The 15,883-nt window shown below is 70.0% G+C and carries 12 protein-coding genes and 1 pseudogene; 4 read left to right on the top strand and 9 right to left on the bottom strand.

The genetic code is table 11. The features are described from left to right. The first annotated feature begins 56 nt into the window (after positions 1-56). The gene (locus AB0J16_RS40375) at positions 57-2,564 is read left to right on the top strand and encodes a DUF3516 domain-containing protein (RefSeq protein ID WP_358550055.1); all 2,508 of its coding nucleotides are present in this window, start codon (positions 57-59) and stop codon (positions 2,562-2,564) included. A 170-nt stretch (positions 2,565-2,734) separates the two neighbouring features. Further along, positions 2,735-3,232 carry a DUF2087 domain-containing protein gene (locus AB0J16_RS40370; protein ID WP_358550013.1) on the top strand — a complete coding sequence of 166 codons (498 nt, stop codon included), beginning with the start codon at positions 2,735-2,737 and terminating at the stop codon, positions 3,230-3,232. On the opposite strand, the gene AB0J16_RS40365 is transcribed toward AB0J16_RS40370, so the two are convergent. From AB0J16_RS40365 to AB0J16_RS40330, 8 genes and pseudogenes are all read right to left on the bottom strand, one after another. Further along, complete coding sequence (locus AB0J16_RS40365; protein WP_358550011.1) at positions 3,229-4,833, bottom strand: beta-N-acetylhexosaminidase; 1,605 nt, start codon at positions 4,831-4,833, stop codon at positions 3,229-3,231. The two genes, AB0J16_RS40370 and AB0J16_RS40365, sit on opposite strands and share 4 nt — an antisense overlap. An 11-nt stretch (positions 4,834-4,844) precedes the next feature. Continuing rightward, a complete protein-coding gene (locus tag AB0J16_RS40360) occupies positions 4,845-6,782 on the bottom strand; it encodes an NPCBM/NEW2 domain-containing protein (protein WP_358550009.1) in 1,938 nt (645 codons plus the stop codon). A 10-nt stretch (positions 6,783-6,792) separates the two neighbouring features. Further along, on the bottom strand, positions 6,793-7,830 hold the full coding sequence (locus tag AB0J16_RS40355; protein ID WP_358550007.1) for an alkaline phosphatase D family protein: 1,038 nt from the start codon (positions 7,828-7,830) through the stop codon (positions 6,793-6,795). A 172-nt stretch (positions 7,831-8,002) separates the two neighbouring features. Next, a pseudogene (locus AB0J16_RS40350) lies at positions 8,003-8,158 on the bottom strand (PhoD-like phosphatase N-terminal domain-containing protein); the annotation flags it as partial. Between the two features lie 173 nt (positions 8,159-8,331). Beyond that, entirely contained in the window at positions 8,332-9,654 is a 1,323-nt protein-coding gene (locus AB0J16_RS40345; RefSeq protein WP_358550005.1) for a sugar ABC transporter substrate-binding protein, read from the bottom strand. Positions 9,655-9,664: 10 nt separating this feature from the next. Further along, positions 9,665-10,474 (bottom strand): carbohydrate ABC transporter permease, encoded by an 810-nt coding sequence (locus AB0J16_RS40340; RefSeq protein WP_358550003.1) that lies wholly within the window; start codon positions 10,472-10,474, stop codon positions 9,665-9,667. A gap of 8 nt (positions 10,475-10,482) precedes the next feature. Then, complete coding sequence (locus AB0J16_RS40335; RefSeq protein WP_358550001.1) at positions 10,483-11,373, bottom strand: sugar ABC transporter permease; 891 nt, start codon at positions 11,371-11,373, stop codon at positions 10,483-10,485. Then, positions 11,370-12,704, bottom strand: coding sequence for a glycoside hydrolase family 36 protein (locus tag AB0J16_RS40330; protein WP_358549999.1), 1,335 nt, complete (start codon positions 12,702-12,704; stop codon positions 11,370-11,372). The genes AB0J16_RS40335 and AB0J16_RS40330 overlap by 4 nt, the downstream gene beginning before the upstream one ends. Positions 12,705-12,870: 166 nt before the next feature. Here AB0J16_RS40330 and AB0J16_RS40325 point away from each other — a divergent pair, with 166 nt between their 5' ends. Beyond that, positions 12,871-14,022, top strand: coding sequence for an ROK family protein (locus AB0J16_RS40325; protein ID WP_358549997.1), 1,152 nt, complete (start codon positions 12,871-12,873; stop codon positions 14,020-14,022). A 78-nt stretch (positions 14,023-14,100) separates the two neighbouring features. On the opposite strand, the gene AB0J16_RS40320 is transcribed toward AB0J16_RS40325, so the two are convergent. Next, positions 14,101-15,030 carry a helix-turn-helix domain-containing protein gene (locus AB0J16_RS40320; RefSeq protein WP_358550053.1) on the bottom strand — a complete coding sequence of 310 codons (930 nt, stop codon included), beginning with the start codon at positions 15,028-15,030 and terminating at the stop codon, positions 14,101-14,103. Positions 15,031-15,064: 34 nt separating this feature from the next. Here AB0J16_RS40320 and AB0J16_RS40315 point away from each other — a divergent pair, with 34 nt between their 5' ends. Beyond that, positions 15,065-15,844: a phytanoyl-CoA dioxygenase family protein gene (locus tag AB0J16_RS40315; protein WP_358549995.1), complete on the top strand. Its 780-nt coding sequence runs from the start codon at positions 15,065-15,067 to the stop codon at positions 15,842-15,844. Positions 15,845-15,883: the final 39 nt, after the last annotated feature.

Genomic DNA, 15,883 nt, shown 5'->3' with positions numbered 1-15,883 from the left:
GGGATCTGACGCCGTCGCGCCGCCTCGGGTTCGAGCATTCGGCAAACTTCGGCAGGATAGAGGGTGTGAGCCTTCTCGTTGACCGCCTGCCAGAAGAGATCGACGCCGACCCGGACGCCATTTTCGACGCGTTCGTCTCCTGGAACTCCGAACGGGGGCTCACGCTCTATCCCGCCCAGGAGGAGGCGCTCATCGAGGTCGTCTCCGGGAGCAACGTGATCCTGTCCACCCCGACGGGCTCCGGCAAGAGCCTGGTCGCGGCGGGCGCCCACTTCGCCGCGCTGACCAGGGACGTACGCACCTTCTACACCGCGCCGATCAAGGCGCTGGTGTCGGAGAAGTTCTTCGACCTCGTCTCCGTCTTCGGCACCGAAAATGTCGGCATGATGACCGGCGACGCCAGCGTCAACCCGGGCGCACCGATCATCTGCTGCACGGCCGAGATCCTGGCCAACGTCGCGCTGCGCGACGGCGCGGCGGCCGACATCGGCCAGGTCGTCATGGACGAGTTCCACTTCTACGCCGAGCCCGACCGGGGCTGGGCGTGGCAGGTGCCGCTGCTGGAGCTGCCGAACGTCCAGTTCATCCTGATGTCGGCCACGCTCGGCGACGTCTCGATGTTCGAGCGCGACCTGACCCGGCGCACCGGCCGGCCCACCTCGGTCGTCAAGCACACCGAGCGGCCGGTGCCGCTGATCTACTCCTACCGGATGACGCCCCTGCACGAGACGCTGGAGGAGATGCTCCGCACCGGGCAGGCGCCGGTCTACGTCGTGCACTTCACCCAGGCCGCCGCCATGGAGCGGGCGCAGTCACTGATGTCGATCAACATGTCGACGAAGGCCGAGAAGGAGGCCATCGCGACGCTGATCGGCGGCTTCCGCTTCACCACCCGGTTCGGCCGCGCCCTGTCCCGCCTCGTACGCCACGGCATCGGCGTCCACCACGCCGGGATGCTGCCCAAATACCGGCGGCTGGTGGAGCGGCTGGCCCAGGCCGGCCTGCTGAAGGTCATCTGCGGCACCGACACCCTCGGCGTCGGCGTCAACGTGCCGATCCGGACCGTGCTGTTCACCGCGCTGTCCAAGTACGACGGCAACAAGGTGCGCCGCCTGCGCGCTCGCGAGTTCCACCAGATCGCCGGCCGGGCCGGGCGGGCCGGCTTCGACACCATCGGCTACGTCGCCTGCCAGGCGCCCGAGCACGACATCGAGAACGCCAAGGCGCTGGCGAAGATCGGCGACGACCCGAAGCGGCGGCGCGGCTACGCCCGCAAGAAGCCGCCGGAGGGCTTCGTCGGCTGGAGCGAGGAGACCTTCGAGAAGCTGCAGACCGCCGAGCCGGAGCCGCTCAACTCCCGGTTCAAGGTCACCAACGCCATGCTGCTCGCGGTCATCAACCGGCCCGGCGACTGCTTCCAGGCGATGAAGCACCTGCTCACCGACAACCACGAGGACCGCAAGTGGCAGCGGCGGCACATCAGCCAGGCCATCGCCATCTACCGGTCGCTGCTCGCGGGCGGCATCGTGGAGCAGCTCACGGAGGCCGACGAGCAGGGCAGGCGGGCCAGGCTGACGATCGACCTGCAGGAGGACTTCGCGCTCAACCAGGCGCTGTCCACCTTCGCGCTGGCCGCCTTCGACCTGCTCGACCACGACTCGCCGAGCTACGCCCTCGACATGGTGTCGATCGTGGAGTCCATCCTCGACGACCCGCGCCAGATCCTGTCGGCCCAGCTGAAGAAGGCCAGGGGCGAGGCGGTCGCGCAGATGAAGGCCGACGGCATCGAGTACGAGGAGCGGATGGAGCAGCTGGCCGAGGTCATGTACCCGATGCCGCTGGACGATCTGCTGCTCGGGGCCTATGAGACCTACCGGCACGGGCATCCGTGGGTGGGCGACTACACGGTCAGCCCGAAGAGCGTGGTGCGCGACATGTACGAGCGGGCGATGACGTTCGCCGACTACATCCAGTTCTACGAGCTGGCCAGGTCGGAGGGCACGGTGCTGCGCTACCTGGCCGACGCCTACCGGACGCTGTCGCGCACGGTCCCCGAGCACCTCAAGACCGAGGACCTGATCGACCTGATCGAGTGGCTGGGCGAGCTGGTCAGGCAGGTCGACTCCTCGCTGATCGACGAGTGGGAGCAGCTGGCCAACCCGGAGGAGGCGCTGGAGCGCCAGGAGCAGCTGGAGGCCAAGGTCCGGCCGGTCACCGCCAACACGCGGGCCTTCCGGGTGCTGGTGCGCAACGCGATGTTCCGCCTGGTCGAGCTCTGCGCCATCGAGAAGGAGGACGAGCTGGGAGAGCTGGCGCCCGACGTCGACTGGGGCTCGGCGCTCGACGCCTACTACGCCGAGCACGAGGAGATCTTCACCGACGCCGACGCGCGGGGTCCCGCGCTGCTGCGCATCGAGGAGGAGAGCGGGCTGTGGAAGGTGCGCCAGACCGTCAAGGACCCGGCGGGTGACGGTGACTGGGGCATCGACGCGCAGATCGACCTGGCCGCCTCCGATGAAGAGGGCCGCGCGGTGGTGCACGTACAGGGTCTCAACAGATTGTGATAAAGCCGTGTGCCGGAACGGACTGGCAAGGGCGCTCCGGCACACGCGCGTTCCTCAAGTCTCCGATAGATAAGTTCGCCATAAGGTCATGACAATGTCTCAAGATCGGGACATTTGGCCGGGATCCCGCCGCGGGCATCGATCCGGCGATCTTGGGACAAAATATCCGGATGAGCGATGAAGAGAACCGACGAGTGCTCGGTCTGCTCGCCCAGGACGACACGCTCCGGGCGTTCGCCTCGCTGGTCCTTGGTGTCGCCGACGGGCTGTCGCCGAAGGTCCTCGCCCGACTGGCCGCCGGTGGGCTGGCCGTGCGGGGCGAGGACGGCGCGTGGCGGGCGGCGCCGGAGAAGTTCCGCGAACTGCTCCGGGCACGGGCCGCCGAGCCCTCGGACGCGGTCGGCGCCGAGGAGCGGCTGCTCCGGACGTTCCTGGTGGACGGGCGGCTGACGACCATGCCCACGAAACGGGACAAGAAGCTCGTGGTGCTGCGTTACATCTCGCGGGTGTTCGAGCCCGGCGTGCGCTATTCGGAGAAGGACGTGAACGTGGCGCTGCGGGCCTTCCACGATGACTACGCGGCGTTGCGCCGCTATCTGGTGGACGAGGACCTGCTGTCGAGGCACGACAACGTCTACTGGCGCAGCGGCGGGCCGGTGGAGCTCTAACTCCGGATGTTGCTGGTCCAGGCGTCGATCTTGGCCTGCCAACGCGCGCGGTCCTCCGGGCGGCCGGGGACGCCGGGCCGGGTCTGCCAGGGCAGCGGCCCCGACTCCGGCCGGTACTCCACCCCGACCGCGGCCAGCCGGGGCAGGTGCGCCGTCAGCCGCAGGCGGAAGTCGGCCAGGTCCCGGGCGGGCGGGCTCCACACCGTCTCCGCGAACGCCGCCACCCTCGGGAAGGCCATGTAGTCCATGTGCCGGTTGGAGTCGATCAGTTCGCTCCACAGGCCGCACTGCGACCCGAGGACCCGCGCCTCTGCCGGATCGTCGCGCAACTCCCCCGGAATCGGGTCGAAGGCATACACATCCTCCAGCGTCAGCACGGTCCCGAACGGCACCGGCTCCTCCTCCCCCGTCCCCTGCCGGTAGTCGAAGTAGACGGAGGTGTTGGGGCAGGTGATCACGTCGTGCCCGGCGCGGGCGGCCGACACCGCCCCCAGGTCGCCGCGCCAGGAGGCCACCACGGCGCCCGGCGCGAGACCGCCTTCCAGGATCTCGTCCCAGCCCACCAGCCGGCGCCCCCGCTCGGCCAGGTAGTCGTCGAAGCGGCGGATGAGCCAGCTCTGCAGCTCCTCCTCGTCCCGCAGCCCGAGCTCGCGGATGCGGCGCCGCGCGGCGGGACTGTCGCGCCACTGGTCCTTGCGGCACTCGTCGCCGCCGACGCACACGTACGGGCTCGGGAACAGCTCCAACACCTCGTCGAAGACGTTCTGGAAGAAGGCGATCGTGCTCTCCTCGACGTTCAGCACGTTCACTCCGACGCCCCAGGTGGTGCGCACCTCCAGCGGGGTGTCGAGGTTGCCCAGCTCGGGGTAGGCGGCGATGGCGGCCTGGGTGTGGCCGGGCAGGTCGATCTCCGGCACGACGGTGATGTGCCGGCGCGCCGCGTAGGCGACAATTTCCCGGATGTCGTCCTGGGTGTAGTAGCCGCCGTGCGGGCGGCCGTCCATGGGGCCGTTCCAGCCGGTCTGGCTCTCCTTGCGCCAGGCGCCGACCTCGGTCAGCCGGGGGTAGCGCTTGATCTCGACGCGCCAGCCCTGGTCGTCGGTCAGGTGCAGGTGCAGCACGTTGAGCTTGTGCAGGGCCATCAGATCGATGAAGCGCAGCACATCCTGCTTGACCATGAAATGCCGGGCGACGTCGAGGATGCAGCCGCGCCACCCGAACCTCGGCTCGTCCTCGATCAGGACGGCCGGCAGCACCAGCGGCCCGCCCGCCGACGCCTTCCTGAACGCGGCGGGCGGGAGCAGCTGCCGCAGGCTCTGCGCGCCGTAGAACACCCCCGCCGGGCCGCCACCCTCGATCACCACGCCGTCGCCCGCCACACTCAGCCGGTACGCCTCGGGCGGCAGATCGTCGCGGAGCCCGAGCGTGATCGTTCCCGAGCCCGGCCCCGGCAGCAGCTCTCCGCCGACGACCGGGCTCAGCTCGCCCCGCAACCAGGAGGCCACCTCGCCCAGCGGCGGCGACGCCGTCACCGAGGTGTCCCGATCGAGGACGAAGCGGCCCTGCCGGATCTCGTACCGGACGGGCTTGGGAACGATCATGAGCTCTCTTTCTACTGGCAGGTGATGGAGGCGTCGGCGAAGTCGGCGTGGTCCGACGTCGCGTTGTCGCCGCCGTTGGTCGCGACCAGCCGGACGTAGGTGGCGCCCTTCACGGACGCGGTGACCTTCCTGGCGGGTTGCGCGCCGGTGACGATGCCCGAGTGGGCGACCCGGCCGCCGTCGGCCCATACTTCGAGGTCGGCCGAGCCCGCCTGGCCCACCTCGTCGTCGATCCCGGCCTGGAACTCGACGGTCGAACAGCGGCCGGCGGTGTAGAACTCGATGTCGGCGGGCGCGTGAGTGCCGACCCCCTTGGCGTACGTGACCCCCTCGATGGTGATCGGCTTGCCGTCTCCGGCGGCCTTCTCGCCGTTGCTGGTGTCCTTCTCGACCGGGCCGAAGTAGTTGGCGACACGGGTCCAGGGCAGGTCGCTCAGGTACGTCCGGCCGGAGCCGGGCGCCCGCGCGACCTTGACCACGGCGGTGGCCGCGGCCTTGGCGGCGGTGGCCGTGACCTCATAGTCCTTGAGCTCGGCGCCGGCGGGCGGCGTGACCGCCCACTTCACGGTGAACGCCTCGCCGCCGTCCAGCCGCCCGGTCCTGGTGGCCGTGCGCGCCCTGGCCCGCCACCCTTCAGGCACGGCCAGCGCCACCTCGACATCCCGCAGCCGGTCCGTAGCCCCGGTGTTGGTGACCCTGGTGACGACCTCCCGCTCCTTGCCCGGCTCCAGCACGGACGGGTGATCGTCGCCCAGGAGTCCCGGATCCACCTCCACCAGCACGGCGGGCGGGGCCTTCTCCCGGCTCTGGCTCACCCGGTAGAGCACGGACCCGTGGGCGGGCACCTGGGCCGCCAGGTCGCCCTCCGTGGTCGTGACCGCGCCGGTCCACAGCTCCTCGACGCGGTAGCGGGCGGGCTTGAGCTTGGTGGAGATCGTCGCCGCCCGGTCGCTCTCGTTGAACAGCAGGATCGCCTGGTCCCCGTTCGCCAGGGGCTTGGACAGCACGTGGTACCAGCCGTCGGAGGTCACGAACCGGCCCGGCACGCCCAGCGCGTCCTGGTCGACGGCGATCACCTTGGGGTTGGCGACGATCGCCGGCGGCGCCTTGGCCGGGTCGGCCTGGAGGATGAGCGGGGCGGCGCCGACGGCCCAGAGGCTGATCTGGGTGCGGTACTCGGCGTCGGTCATGCCGCCCCGGCCCGCCTGGACCAGGTCGGGGTCCGCCCAGCTGCCCGGACCCGCGTACTGGACCCTGAGCTGGTTGGTCTCCCAGACGTCGACCATGGTCGCGTAGCTGTCGGGCAGGGGCTTGTTGTAGACGTTGGTCCGCCAGGTGGTGGCCTTCGCCTCCTTGCCCCACAGCCACGGCACGGTGCTGCCGTCCTCGTTGTTCATCGCGAACTCGATCGCGTCGCCGAGCGCCTGACGCATGCGCGGGTAGAGGGTCTGGGCGATCTGCTGGACGTTCTGGCCGGGGAAGTCGGCGGCGGGGACGTTGCACCAGTCGTACTTGACGTAGTCGACGCCCCAGCCTTTGACCTGCTCGGCGTCGGCGGCCTCGCTCTTGTAGGAGCCGGCGCCGCCGCCGGAGCACGCCTTGGTGCCCGCCGACAGGCTCAGGCCGAGCTTGAGCCCCTTGCCGTGCAGGTAGTCGGCCAGCGCCTTGACGCCGGAGGGGAAGCGGGTGGCGTCGGGGGCCAGGGCGCCGCCCGAACGCTGGGCGGCCAGCCAGCAGTCGTCCAGGATGACGTGGTCGTAGCCGGCCGGGGCGAGCGCGGCCAGGGCGTCGGCCGCCTGCCGTACGGACGCCTCCGAGACCGAGCAGCCGAGCGTACGGCTGCTCCAGCCCATCGGCGGCCCTTGCGGGGCGGCGTCGGCGTTGCCCGGTAACGGGATGAAGGGCAGGGTGATGAGGGCCGCCGCGAGGGCGGCCGTGGTTGTGCGCATGGGGGTCCCGTCAGGCTGGGTGGAGCGCCGGGTCGCCGGGCTCGATGACGAAGGAGCCGGAGGTGTAGGCGGGGGCGTAGGGCTCGGTGACGCGCGACAGCGAGCGGAAGTCGACCTTCATCTCCCGCTCGGTGAGCTTGGCCCGCACGTAGCCGCGGCGGCCGTTGAAGAACTTGACGTGCGGGTTCTCCTCGAGCAGGACCTGCGTGTTCGGGTACTCGTCCAGGCCGTTGCCGGCGCTGGTGACCGAGGTGGTGACGAGCTCGACGGCGACCGACTTGGAGGCGGGGTCCTGGTAGTCGCGCTTGATCTCGCCCGCCCAGTGGGAGTGCACGTCGCCGGTGAGCACGACGCCGTTGCGCTTGTAGTCGTCGATGGCGGCGGCCAGGCGGTTGCGGGAGGCGACGTAGCCGTCCCAGCCCTCGTTGGAGTAGCCCTTGCCCTCGCCGTTGGTCCAGTCCATCTCCATGAAGAAGACCTGCTGGCCGAGCAGATCCCAGGTGGCCTTCGAGCCGCGCAGCTCCCCGTCGAGCCAGGATTCCTGGGCGGCGCCGAGGATGGTCCGGTTGGGGGCGAAGCGCTCCAGGCAGTCGGCGCCGACAGTGCCGCTCTTGCCGGTGCAGGGGTAGATGTCGCGATATTGACGGGTGTCTAACAGGTGCAGGTTGGCGATCGCGCCCCAGCGGATGCTCCGATACAGCTTCAGCGCCGCCCCGTCCGGCTTCTGGGCGCGGCGCAGCGGCATGTTCTCGTAGTACGCCTGGAAGGCGGCCGCCCGGCGGGCGAGGAAGGGCGGGTCGGGCTGCTCGGGCACGTCGCCGGCCCAGGCGTTCTCGATGTCGTGGTCGTCCCACACCACCACCCAGGGGGCGATGGCGTGGGCCAGCTGAGACTCCGGGTCGGCCTTGTGCTGGGCGTGCCTGAGCCGGTATCCGGCCAGGTCGAAGCACTCTCCCCCGGCCTGGTCGCGCACCGGGTACTTGTAGTCGCCGTACTCGTAGATGTAGTCGCCGAGGAAGGCGATCAGGTCGGGCTGGTCCTCGGCCATCCTGCGGTAGGGGGTGAACCAGCCGGTCTGGTAGTCGGCGCAGGAGGTGAACGACAGGTTGAGCGCGCGGCTGCGCGTGCCGCGGGCGGGGCTGGTCAGGGTGCGGCCGAGCGGAGATCTCGCCGGCGGCCTTGAAGCGGTAGAAGTACTCGGTGCCGGGGTTCAGGCCGTCGAGCTCGACATGGACGCTGTGGGCGGCCTCGGGCCGGGCGAGGTCGGCGCCGCGCCGTACGACGTGGCGGAAGTTCTCGTCCTTGGCGAGCTGCCATTCGACCGGGACCGGACGCGACGGCATGCCGCCGAGCCCGTCGAGGGCCACGGGGTCCATGGCCAAGCGGGTCCACAGGACCACGCCGTCGGGGGCCGGCTCGCCGGAGGCGACGCCGAGCTGGAAGGGGTCGGAGATCGGGGCACGGCGGGCCGCCGCGCGCACGGGTGAGGCACCCAGTGCGGCGGTCAGTCCCAGTCCGGCGCCCCCAGCGAGGAGTGAGCGCCGGCTGATCATTTGACGGTCGCGTTCCCTTCCGTGACGGCCTGGTCCGCGGCCTGCTTGGGGTCGAGCTTGCCGAGGTACATCTCGTTGAAGATCTGGTTGAGCTTGGTCTCGAAGCCGGTGAACCCGGTGGTGACGGGCAGCGGGAACGTGGTGCCCTTCGACTCCTCGACGAACGGCGAGACGTCGATCTTCTTCTTCTGCCAGTAGTCGACGTAGCCCTGGGTGAGGCCGTTGAGCGCGGGGAAGATGTAGCCGTCGGCGGCCATCAGTTTCTGCGGCTCCTCGCTGCCGAGGTAGGCGGCCAGCTTCATGGCCTCCTGGGGGTGCTTGCTCTTGGCGTACACGGCCTCCGACAGGCCGTTGAGGTTGACCGCGCGGCCGGCCGGGCCCTCGGGCATGAGGGCGACGCCCATCTCGAAGTTCGCCTCCGGCGCGACGTAGGGCAGCAGCGCGTTGTTGGCGGGGAACATCGCCACCTCGCCCGCCTTGAACATGTCGGTGGCCTTGCCGGTCGGCGGGTTCGTCTGGGTCGCGGGCGGCGAGACGTGATACTTGTTCACCAGGTCGACGCCGAACCGCAGGGCCTGCACGGAGGCGTCGTCGTTGAAGGCGTACTTGCCGAACGGCTGGTCGAGCAGCTTGCCGCCGTTGGAGTTGATCCAGTTCATCCACTGGGTCTGGTAGTGGTTCCAGGACGCGAAGCCGTAGGTCTTGACCTTGGCCGGGTCGAAGCCGGGGTCCTCGGGGTGTTTGCCGGCCTCGTCCACGGTCAGCTTGCGCGCGATCTCCAGGAAGGTGCCGGAGCCGTCGGGCTTCCAGGTGAGAGTGGCCGGCATCTCGACACCGGCCTTCTTGAACAGCTCCTTGTTGTAAAGCAGGCCGACGATGCCCCAGTCCTTGGGCACCCCATACAGCTTGTCCTGGTAGGTAAACGTCCCGACCACTGTTGGATGAAATTTCGTGGCATCGAGCTTGAGGGGCGACATGTCGGCCAGGACGCCCTTGGTGACGAACTCGGGGAACTGCGACGGCGTCATCCAGAACACGTCCGGCGCCGTACCGGCCACCGCGTCGGCGGTGAGCTTGGTCCAGTACTCGTCGTACGGCATCAGCTCGATCTTGACGTCGATGTTGGGGTTGGCCTTCTCGAAGGCCGCCATGACCTTGTCGTAGCCCACCTTCTGCTGGTCGTCCCAGAGCCGGTAGGTCAAGGTGACCTTGCCGCCGGTTTCATCGCCGCCGCCCGAGCCGCAGGCGGTCAGGGTGAGCGCGGCGGCGGCCAGCAGTGTCACGGCATGGCGGAGCTCGCGTATGCGGGGGGATCGCATATGACCTCTCTTACTTGAGGCCGGTGAGGACCACCGACCGGACGATGTACTTCTGGAAGAAGATGAAGATCGCGATCATCGGCACCAGCGCGATCAGCCCGCCGGCCATGATCAGGTTGTAGTCCACGCCGATGCCGGAGTTGAGGGTGGCCAGGGCGACCGTCATGACCTTGGTTTCGTCACCGCTGGTGATGATCAGTGGCCAGATGAAGCTGTTCCACGACGAGATCACCGTGATGATCGTCAGCGTGCCGATCGCGGGGCGGCAGAGCGGCAGCAGGATCCGGGTCAGGATCTTCAGCGGGCCCGCCCCGTCGATCCGCGCCGCCTCTTCGAGCCCGGCGGGCAGGCCGCGGAAGAACTGCCGCATCAGGAAGATCCCGTACGGGGTGCCCAGAATGTACGGCGCGAGCAGGCCGTACCACGTGTTGACCAGGCCGAGCTCCCGCATGATCAGGAACAGCGGGATCATCGTGACGGCGCTGGGCACCATCATCGTGGCCACGTACAGCCAGAAGAGCACCTCGCGCCCGCGAAAACGCAGCCGCGCGAACGCGTAGGCGGCGAACGTGGTGAAGACCAGCTGGCCCAGCGTGAGCAGCGCGGTCATCACCACCGTGTTGAGCAGGTAGCGGGGAAACTCTCCCCCGAGGAGCTTGGTCAGGTTGGCGGTGGTGGGCGGCAGGCCGGGCACCCACGGCTCGGTCGAGTTGAGCTGGCCCTGGGTCTTGAAGGCGGTCAGCACCACGAGCAGATAGGGGAAGACGGCGACGAAGGCGCCCAGGGTGAGCGTGGCATAGAGCAGGATGCGCTTGGTCATGTCGTCCTTCAGCTCATGTCGTAGGTGGTGCGCTTGCCGAAGAACCTGACCTGCACCAGTGTCACGGCCAGGATGACCGCGAAGAGCAGCATCGACAGCGTCGAGGCGTAGCCGAAGTCGAACTCCCTGAACGCGGTGCCGAAGATCTTGAAGTTGATGACCTCGGTACTCTGGCTGGGCCCGCCGTTGGTCATCACGAAGACGGTGTCGAAGACCTGGAACGCGCCGATCAGGTTCGTCACCATGACGAAGAACATCGTGGGGTTGAGCAGCGGCAGCGTCACCCGCCAGAACCGCTGGCGCGGGGTGGCGCCGTCGGTGGCGGCCGCGTCGTAGAGCTCCCTCGGGATGCCCTGCAGCCCGGCCAGGAAGAACAGCATGTTGTAGCCGGTGTACTGCCAGACGTTGACCAGCGCGATGGCGGGCAGGGCCCAGGTGGCGTCCAACAGCCAGTCGGGGCCGGTGACGCCGATCACGGCCAGGGCGCTGTTGATCGCGCCGTCACGCGGGTCGAAGATCCAGTTCCAGACCAGGCCCATGACGATCGGGGTGGCCATCCACGGCACCACGAACAGCGAGCGGAACACCCTGACGCCCTTGATCCGCTGGTTGAGCAGCAGGGCCAGCACCAGCGCCAAGACCGTCTGCAGGGGGATGCAGAGCAGCACGTAGACGACGGTGATCCCGAGGGAGTGCCAGGACTCCCCGTCGCCGGCCAGGCGGCGGTAGTTGTCCAGCCCGGCGAAGGTCGGGGGCGACAGGAGCTCCCAGTGGAAGAAGCTCAGCACGAAGACGATGACCATCGGCAGCAGCAGGAAGGCCAGCACGCCCAGCAGGCTCGGGCCGATGAACAGGTAGGCGTGCCAGTCGCGCCCTCTCCGCCGCACGCTCCTCGTCACGACGGCTCCGTCGCGAGCAGCGGACGAAGGGGACGTGACGGCTCCGTCGTGGTGGGGATCATGAGGCGCCTGGTCGTCTCCAGGCCCCAGTCGTCGAGCGCCGCGATCGGGTCGCTGGAGCCGCGCAGGCCGCCGGTCGCCTCGATGTGGGCGGCCCACTCCTGCCTGGCCTCCACCTCGGGGCGCAGGATGATGCAGTCGGGGTCGTTCACCCACCAGCGGGCGTGCAGGAACTCGCGGGCCGCGCCGGTGAGCCGGGCGCCCAGCTGTGACGGCTGGCTGATGTCGCCCGACTTCGGGTGCAGCGTGGGCGCGATGTCCGGGCTGACCCGCATGATGTCGACCAGGCCGATGCTGGGCAGCATGGGCGCGCCGCAGCCGTGCAGGGTGGCGTCCGGGCCGGTGCCCTCGCGGATCAGCTCCAGCCCGCGCCGGTAGGCGGCGATCGGGCCGAGGTCCTCGTGCCTGCTGCCGGCCAGTGCCCCGGCGTAGATGAAGTCGAGTTTGAAGTGGGTGATGCCGTACGCGGCGAAGGTCCTGAACACCTCGACCAGGTGGGCGGCGGCATCCGGGTGGGTGACGTCGAGCACCGCCAGGTCCTGGTCCCACATGCGGCCCGCGTGGGCGCCGCCGACCAGCCAGTCGGGGTGCTCGCGGAAGATCCGGCTGCGGTGACCGACCAGGAAGGGGGCGGTCCAGACGCCGGTACGCCGGCCCGCCTCTCCCAGGGCTTCCGCCACTTTTCGCAGCGAGCCGAAGCCGGGGCGCGGCTCCAGCCAGTCGCCGATCTCGGCCTCGTAGCCGTCGTCGACGAGGAACATGTCGGCGCCCAGTTCGTGCCGCTCCGACAGGCGGAGGTTGTCCAGGACGTCGTCCTCGGTGACCTTGCCCCAGTAGCCGTACCAGGTGCACCACATAGGGGGTACGGCCGGAAACGTCCTGGGCGCGTACCCCTCGGCCATGCCTTCTGCCCAGGTTTCCAGCGACTCGCCGGTCAGGTGGCGTACGGGCCCGTTCGCGCTCACGATCAGGCGCCCGCCCTCCTCACGCGCCCGGATGGAGGGCACCTCCACGGGGCTCGGCGCGGACCACAGCTCCAGCGGCGCCCCGCCGCCGGGGTCGATCGCGAGCAGCCCCTCACCCTGGAACACCCCGGCGGGCGCCGGCGTCTCGGGGCGGTAGCAGAGGATCTGGATGTTGTCGTCCGCGGGCCTGGGCGGGGTCTCGCCGAGGCGGTAGGCGCCGGTCGGGCTCCACGACTGCCACCCGTGCTCGAAGACCCGGGCCTGCCCTGGCTGATGGACGACCTCGCCCACGTCTGCGAACGACATCAGACCCTCAATTCCTGTTGATCTACTTACGAAGGAGCGCTTCATTAGTAGCACCAGGGGTTCGGGAGGGTCAATGCCCGATTCTGCGCGGAAGTGCGGGTGCTTAAGCAGAAGCGAACGCTGGCATAATGGCGAGTTACAGAGGACACCTACGTTAGGGGCGGCGATGGCGAACCTGCGCGGCGGCGACCTGTCCCGGCTCAGGCAGCTCAACTCGCTGACCGCGATACGGGCGCTGCGCGGCGCCGGACCGCTCACCCTCTCGGCGCTGGCCGAGCGGACGGGGCTGTCGCGGCCTTCCATGAAGGAGGTCGCGGACGAGCTCATGGAGCTGGGCTGGGTGGAGGAGGTGCCGCCTTCACCGGGCACGATGGGCAGGCCGGCCCGCCGTTACCGGTTCCGCGCGGACAGCGGCTGTCTGGTCGGGGTGGACATAGGCGGGCACAACGTACGGGCCGCGCTGTCCGACCTCGACGGCGAGATCCTGGCCGAGACCCGGCAGCCCGTCCTGCCGGACGCGCCGCTGGAGGAGCGCCTGGCCGCCATAGACCGCGCGGTCTCCGGCTGCCTGGCGCTCAGCGGCAGGTCGGCCGCGGACCTCTGGACGGTGGCCGTCGGCACCACGGGCGTGCTCACGCCGGAGGGCCGCATCGCGTTCTCGGCCGCGATCCCCGCCTGGACCGGCCTGGACCTGGCGGCCCAGCTGCGCGAGATGTTCCCGTGCCAGGTGCTGATCGAGAACGACAGCCGCCTGGCCGCACTCGCCGAAGCCCGCCGGGGCGCCGCACAGGGCGCTCGAGACGTGGTGTTCCTGCACGTCGGACGGCGCATGGGCACCGGCCTCATCATCGACGGCAAGGTGCACCGGGGCTTCGGCGCCGCCGCCGGCGAGATCGTCATGCTGCCGGAGGCCCGCTGGTACGACGCCCCCGAGCACCTCAACGCCTGCGAGGTCGTGCCGGAGGGCACCGCGCCCGAGGACGCCGCGGGCTATACGCTGGCGGCGGCCCGCGACGGCCACCCCGTCGCCCTGGCGGCGGTCAACCGCTACGTGGACGACCTCGCGGTGGGGACGGCGGCCATGGTGCTGGTGCTGGACCCGCAGATGGTGGTGCTGGGCGGCGGCTTCTCCCGCTCGGCCGACGTCCTGCTGGCGCCGCTGCGGGAGCGGCTGGAGCGGGCCTGCATGCGGATGCCGGAGGTACGCGCGTCCACGTTGGGGGACGAATGTGTGGTGATGGGCGCCATCGACTACGCCGCCGACCACCTGGACAGCGAACTGTTCACCTCCGACGCCCCGCTGACGCCGCTGCGCTGACGGCTCGCCATGGGCTCGTGGGCGCTCGGCTCGTCAGAGGTTGTCGGGCATTCGGGCGAAGGTGGGAGCGGCTGACTCTCAGACATTCGGCCGTCGGAGACGGGAGCGGAAGTCGCGGGGCGGCATGCCGTACTCGTGGCTGAAGGCCCGGCTGAAGTGGAACGGGCTGACGAAGCCCGACGCCGCCGCGACCTGGCCGACGTCCATGTCCGTCACCTCCAGCAGCCGGGCCGCGTGCCGGATCCGCGCCCTCCGTACGGCCCGCATGGGCGGGTGGCCCGTCTCGGTCGTGAACAGGTGCGCGAACCGGGAGGGCGACAGGGCGACGGCCCTGGCCAGGGAGGCGACCGAATGGGGGGCGCCCGGTTCGGCGGCGATCAGGGCCAGCGCCCGGTGGACCCGCGCGTCACCGGGCTCCTCGGCGCGCCGGGCGTCGCCGACCGGCCGCGCGGCGGCGGTGGCCAGCACGATCACCTCCTCGACGGCGTTCAGCACCAGCTCACGGGCGGGCCCGGAGACGGCGACAGCGGGCGCGTACTCGCGCGCGAGTCGAGCAGCAGGCGCCTGCGCTCCTAGGGAACGGACTGCGGGTGGGAGCCAGCGGGCGTTTCTGGCGGCGCGGCCGAAAGCCTCGTCGATCTGGGCGCGGGTCGGCTCGGGCACGCCTTCGACCAGGTGGCAGCCCGGGGCTCGGGCGTGCTCGGCGAGCCAGCCCAGCCAGGCCGGGCGCGGCTGGAAGTGCGCCCACCAGAAGCGCCACCGCTCCGCCCCCGGCGCGACCCGGTAGTGCTGCGCGGCGTCGGCCCCGAGCACCACCAGATCCCCCGGCCCGGCCGTGAACGACACCCCCGCCTGCTCGACCAGCCCCGCCCCGTCCTGGGTCCACATGAGCAGCCAGCTCGGCGAGCCGCTGACGCGCCGCGTGGCGTACCCGGGGCGGTTGTCGAAGTGGCCCACGATCGTCAGCTCCGCAGCAGGAACAGACATCTCCTCAGCGGTCACAGGCATACCGTTCACCGGTCCGGCTCCTTAGCGTGAAGGTATGAGGCTGACAGATTTCCATGATCGAGGGTTCGTCCTGGTGCCCGGTCTTCTGGCCGCGGATGAGGTGGTGGAGCTGCGGGAGGAGTTCATGGCGCTGCACGCCCGGGGTCCGATCCCGGGTCACTTCTCCCCCAAGCCGCAGGACCCCGGCCAACCGTACGACATCCTGCGCGACTACCCGCGCGTCATGCACCCCCACCAGGTGAACGACGTCGCGCTACGGTACCTCCTCGACGCCCGGATCGCCGCCGTGCTCCGCGACCTGCTCGGCGAGGAGCCGATAGCAGCCCAGAGCATGTTCTACTTCAAGCCGCCCGGCGCGCGCGGGCAGGCGCTGCATCAGGACAACTTCTACTTGCGGGTCGAGCCGGGCACGTGTGTGGCCGCCTGGGTGGCGCTGGACCGCGTCGACCGGGCCAACGGCGGCCTGGAGGTGGTGCCCGGCACGCACCTGATGGACCTGTTCTGTCCCGAGGAGGCCGACAACGACGTCTCCTTCACCAAGGACTACGTCCCCCCGCCGCCGGGCCTGGAGCGGGTGCCGGTGGACATGGATCCGGGCGACGTGCTGTTCTTCAACGGCAGCCTGGTCCACGGCTCCGAGCCGAACAGCACGGCCGACCGGTTCAGGCGCAGCTTCATCTGCCATTACGCGGGCCGCTCGGCCGAACGGATCTCCGCCTACTACCCGACGCTCACGATGTCGGGCGACCCGGTCCAGCTCCAGCCCGCCACCGGCGGCGGCCCTTGCGGCACAGAGGCGGCAGGCCCGCACTAGGCCAGCCCGCGCCTCGCGCTTGGACGGCGAGATTCCTGA

Source organism: Nonomuraea sp. NPDC049750, from assembly GCF_040659625.1.
Taxonomy (GTDB): domain Bacteria; phylum Actinomycetota; class Actinomycetes; order Streptosporangiales; family Streptosporangiaceae; genus Nonomuraea.
This window is presented reverse-complemented; position numbering and strand designations above follow the sequence as displayed.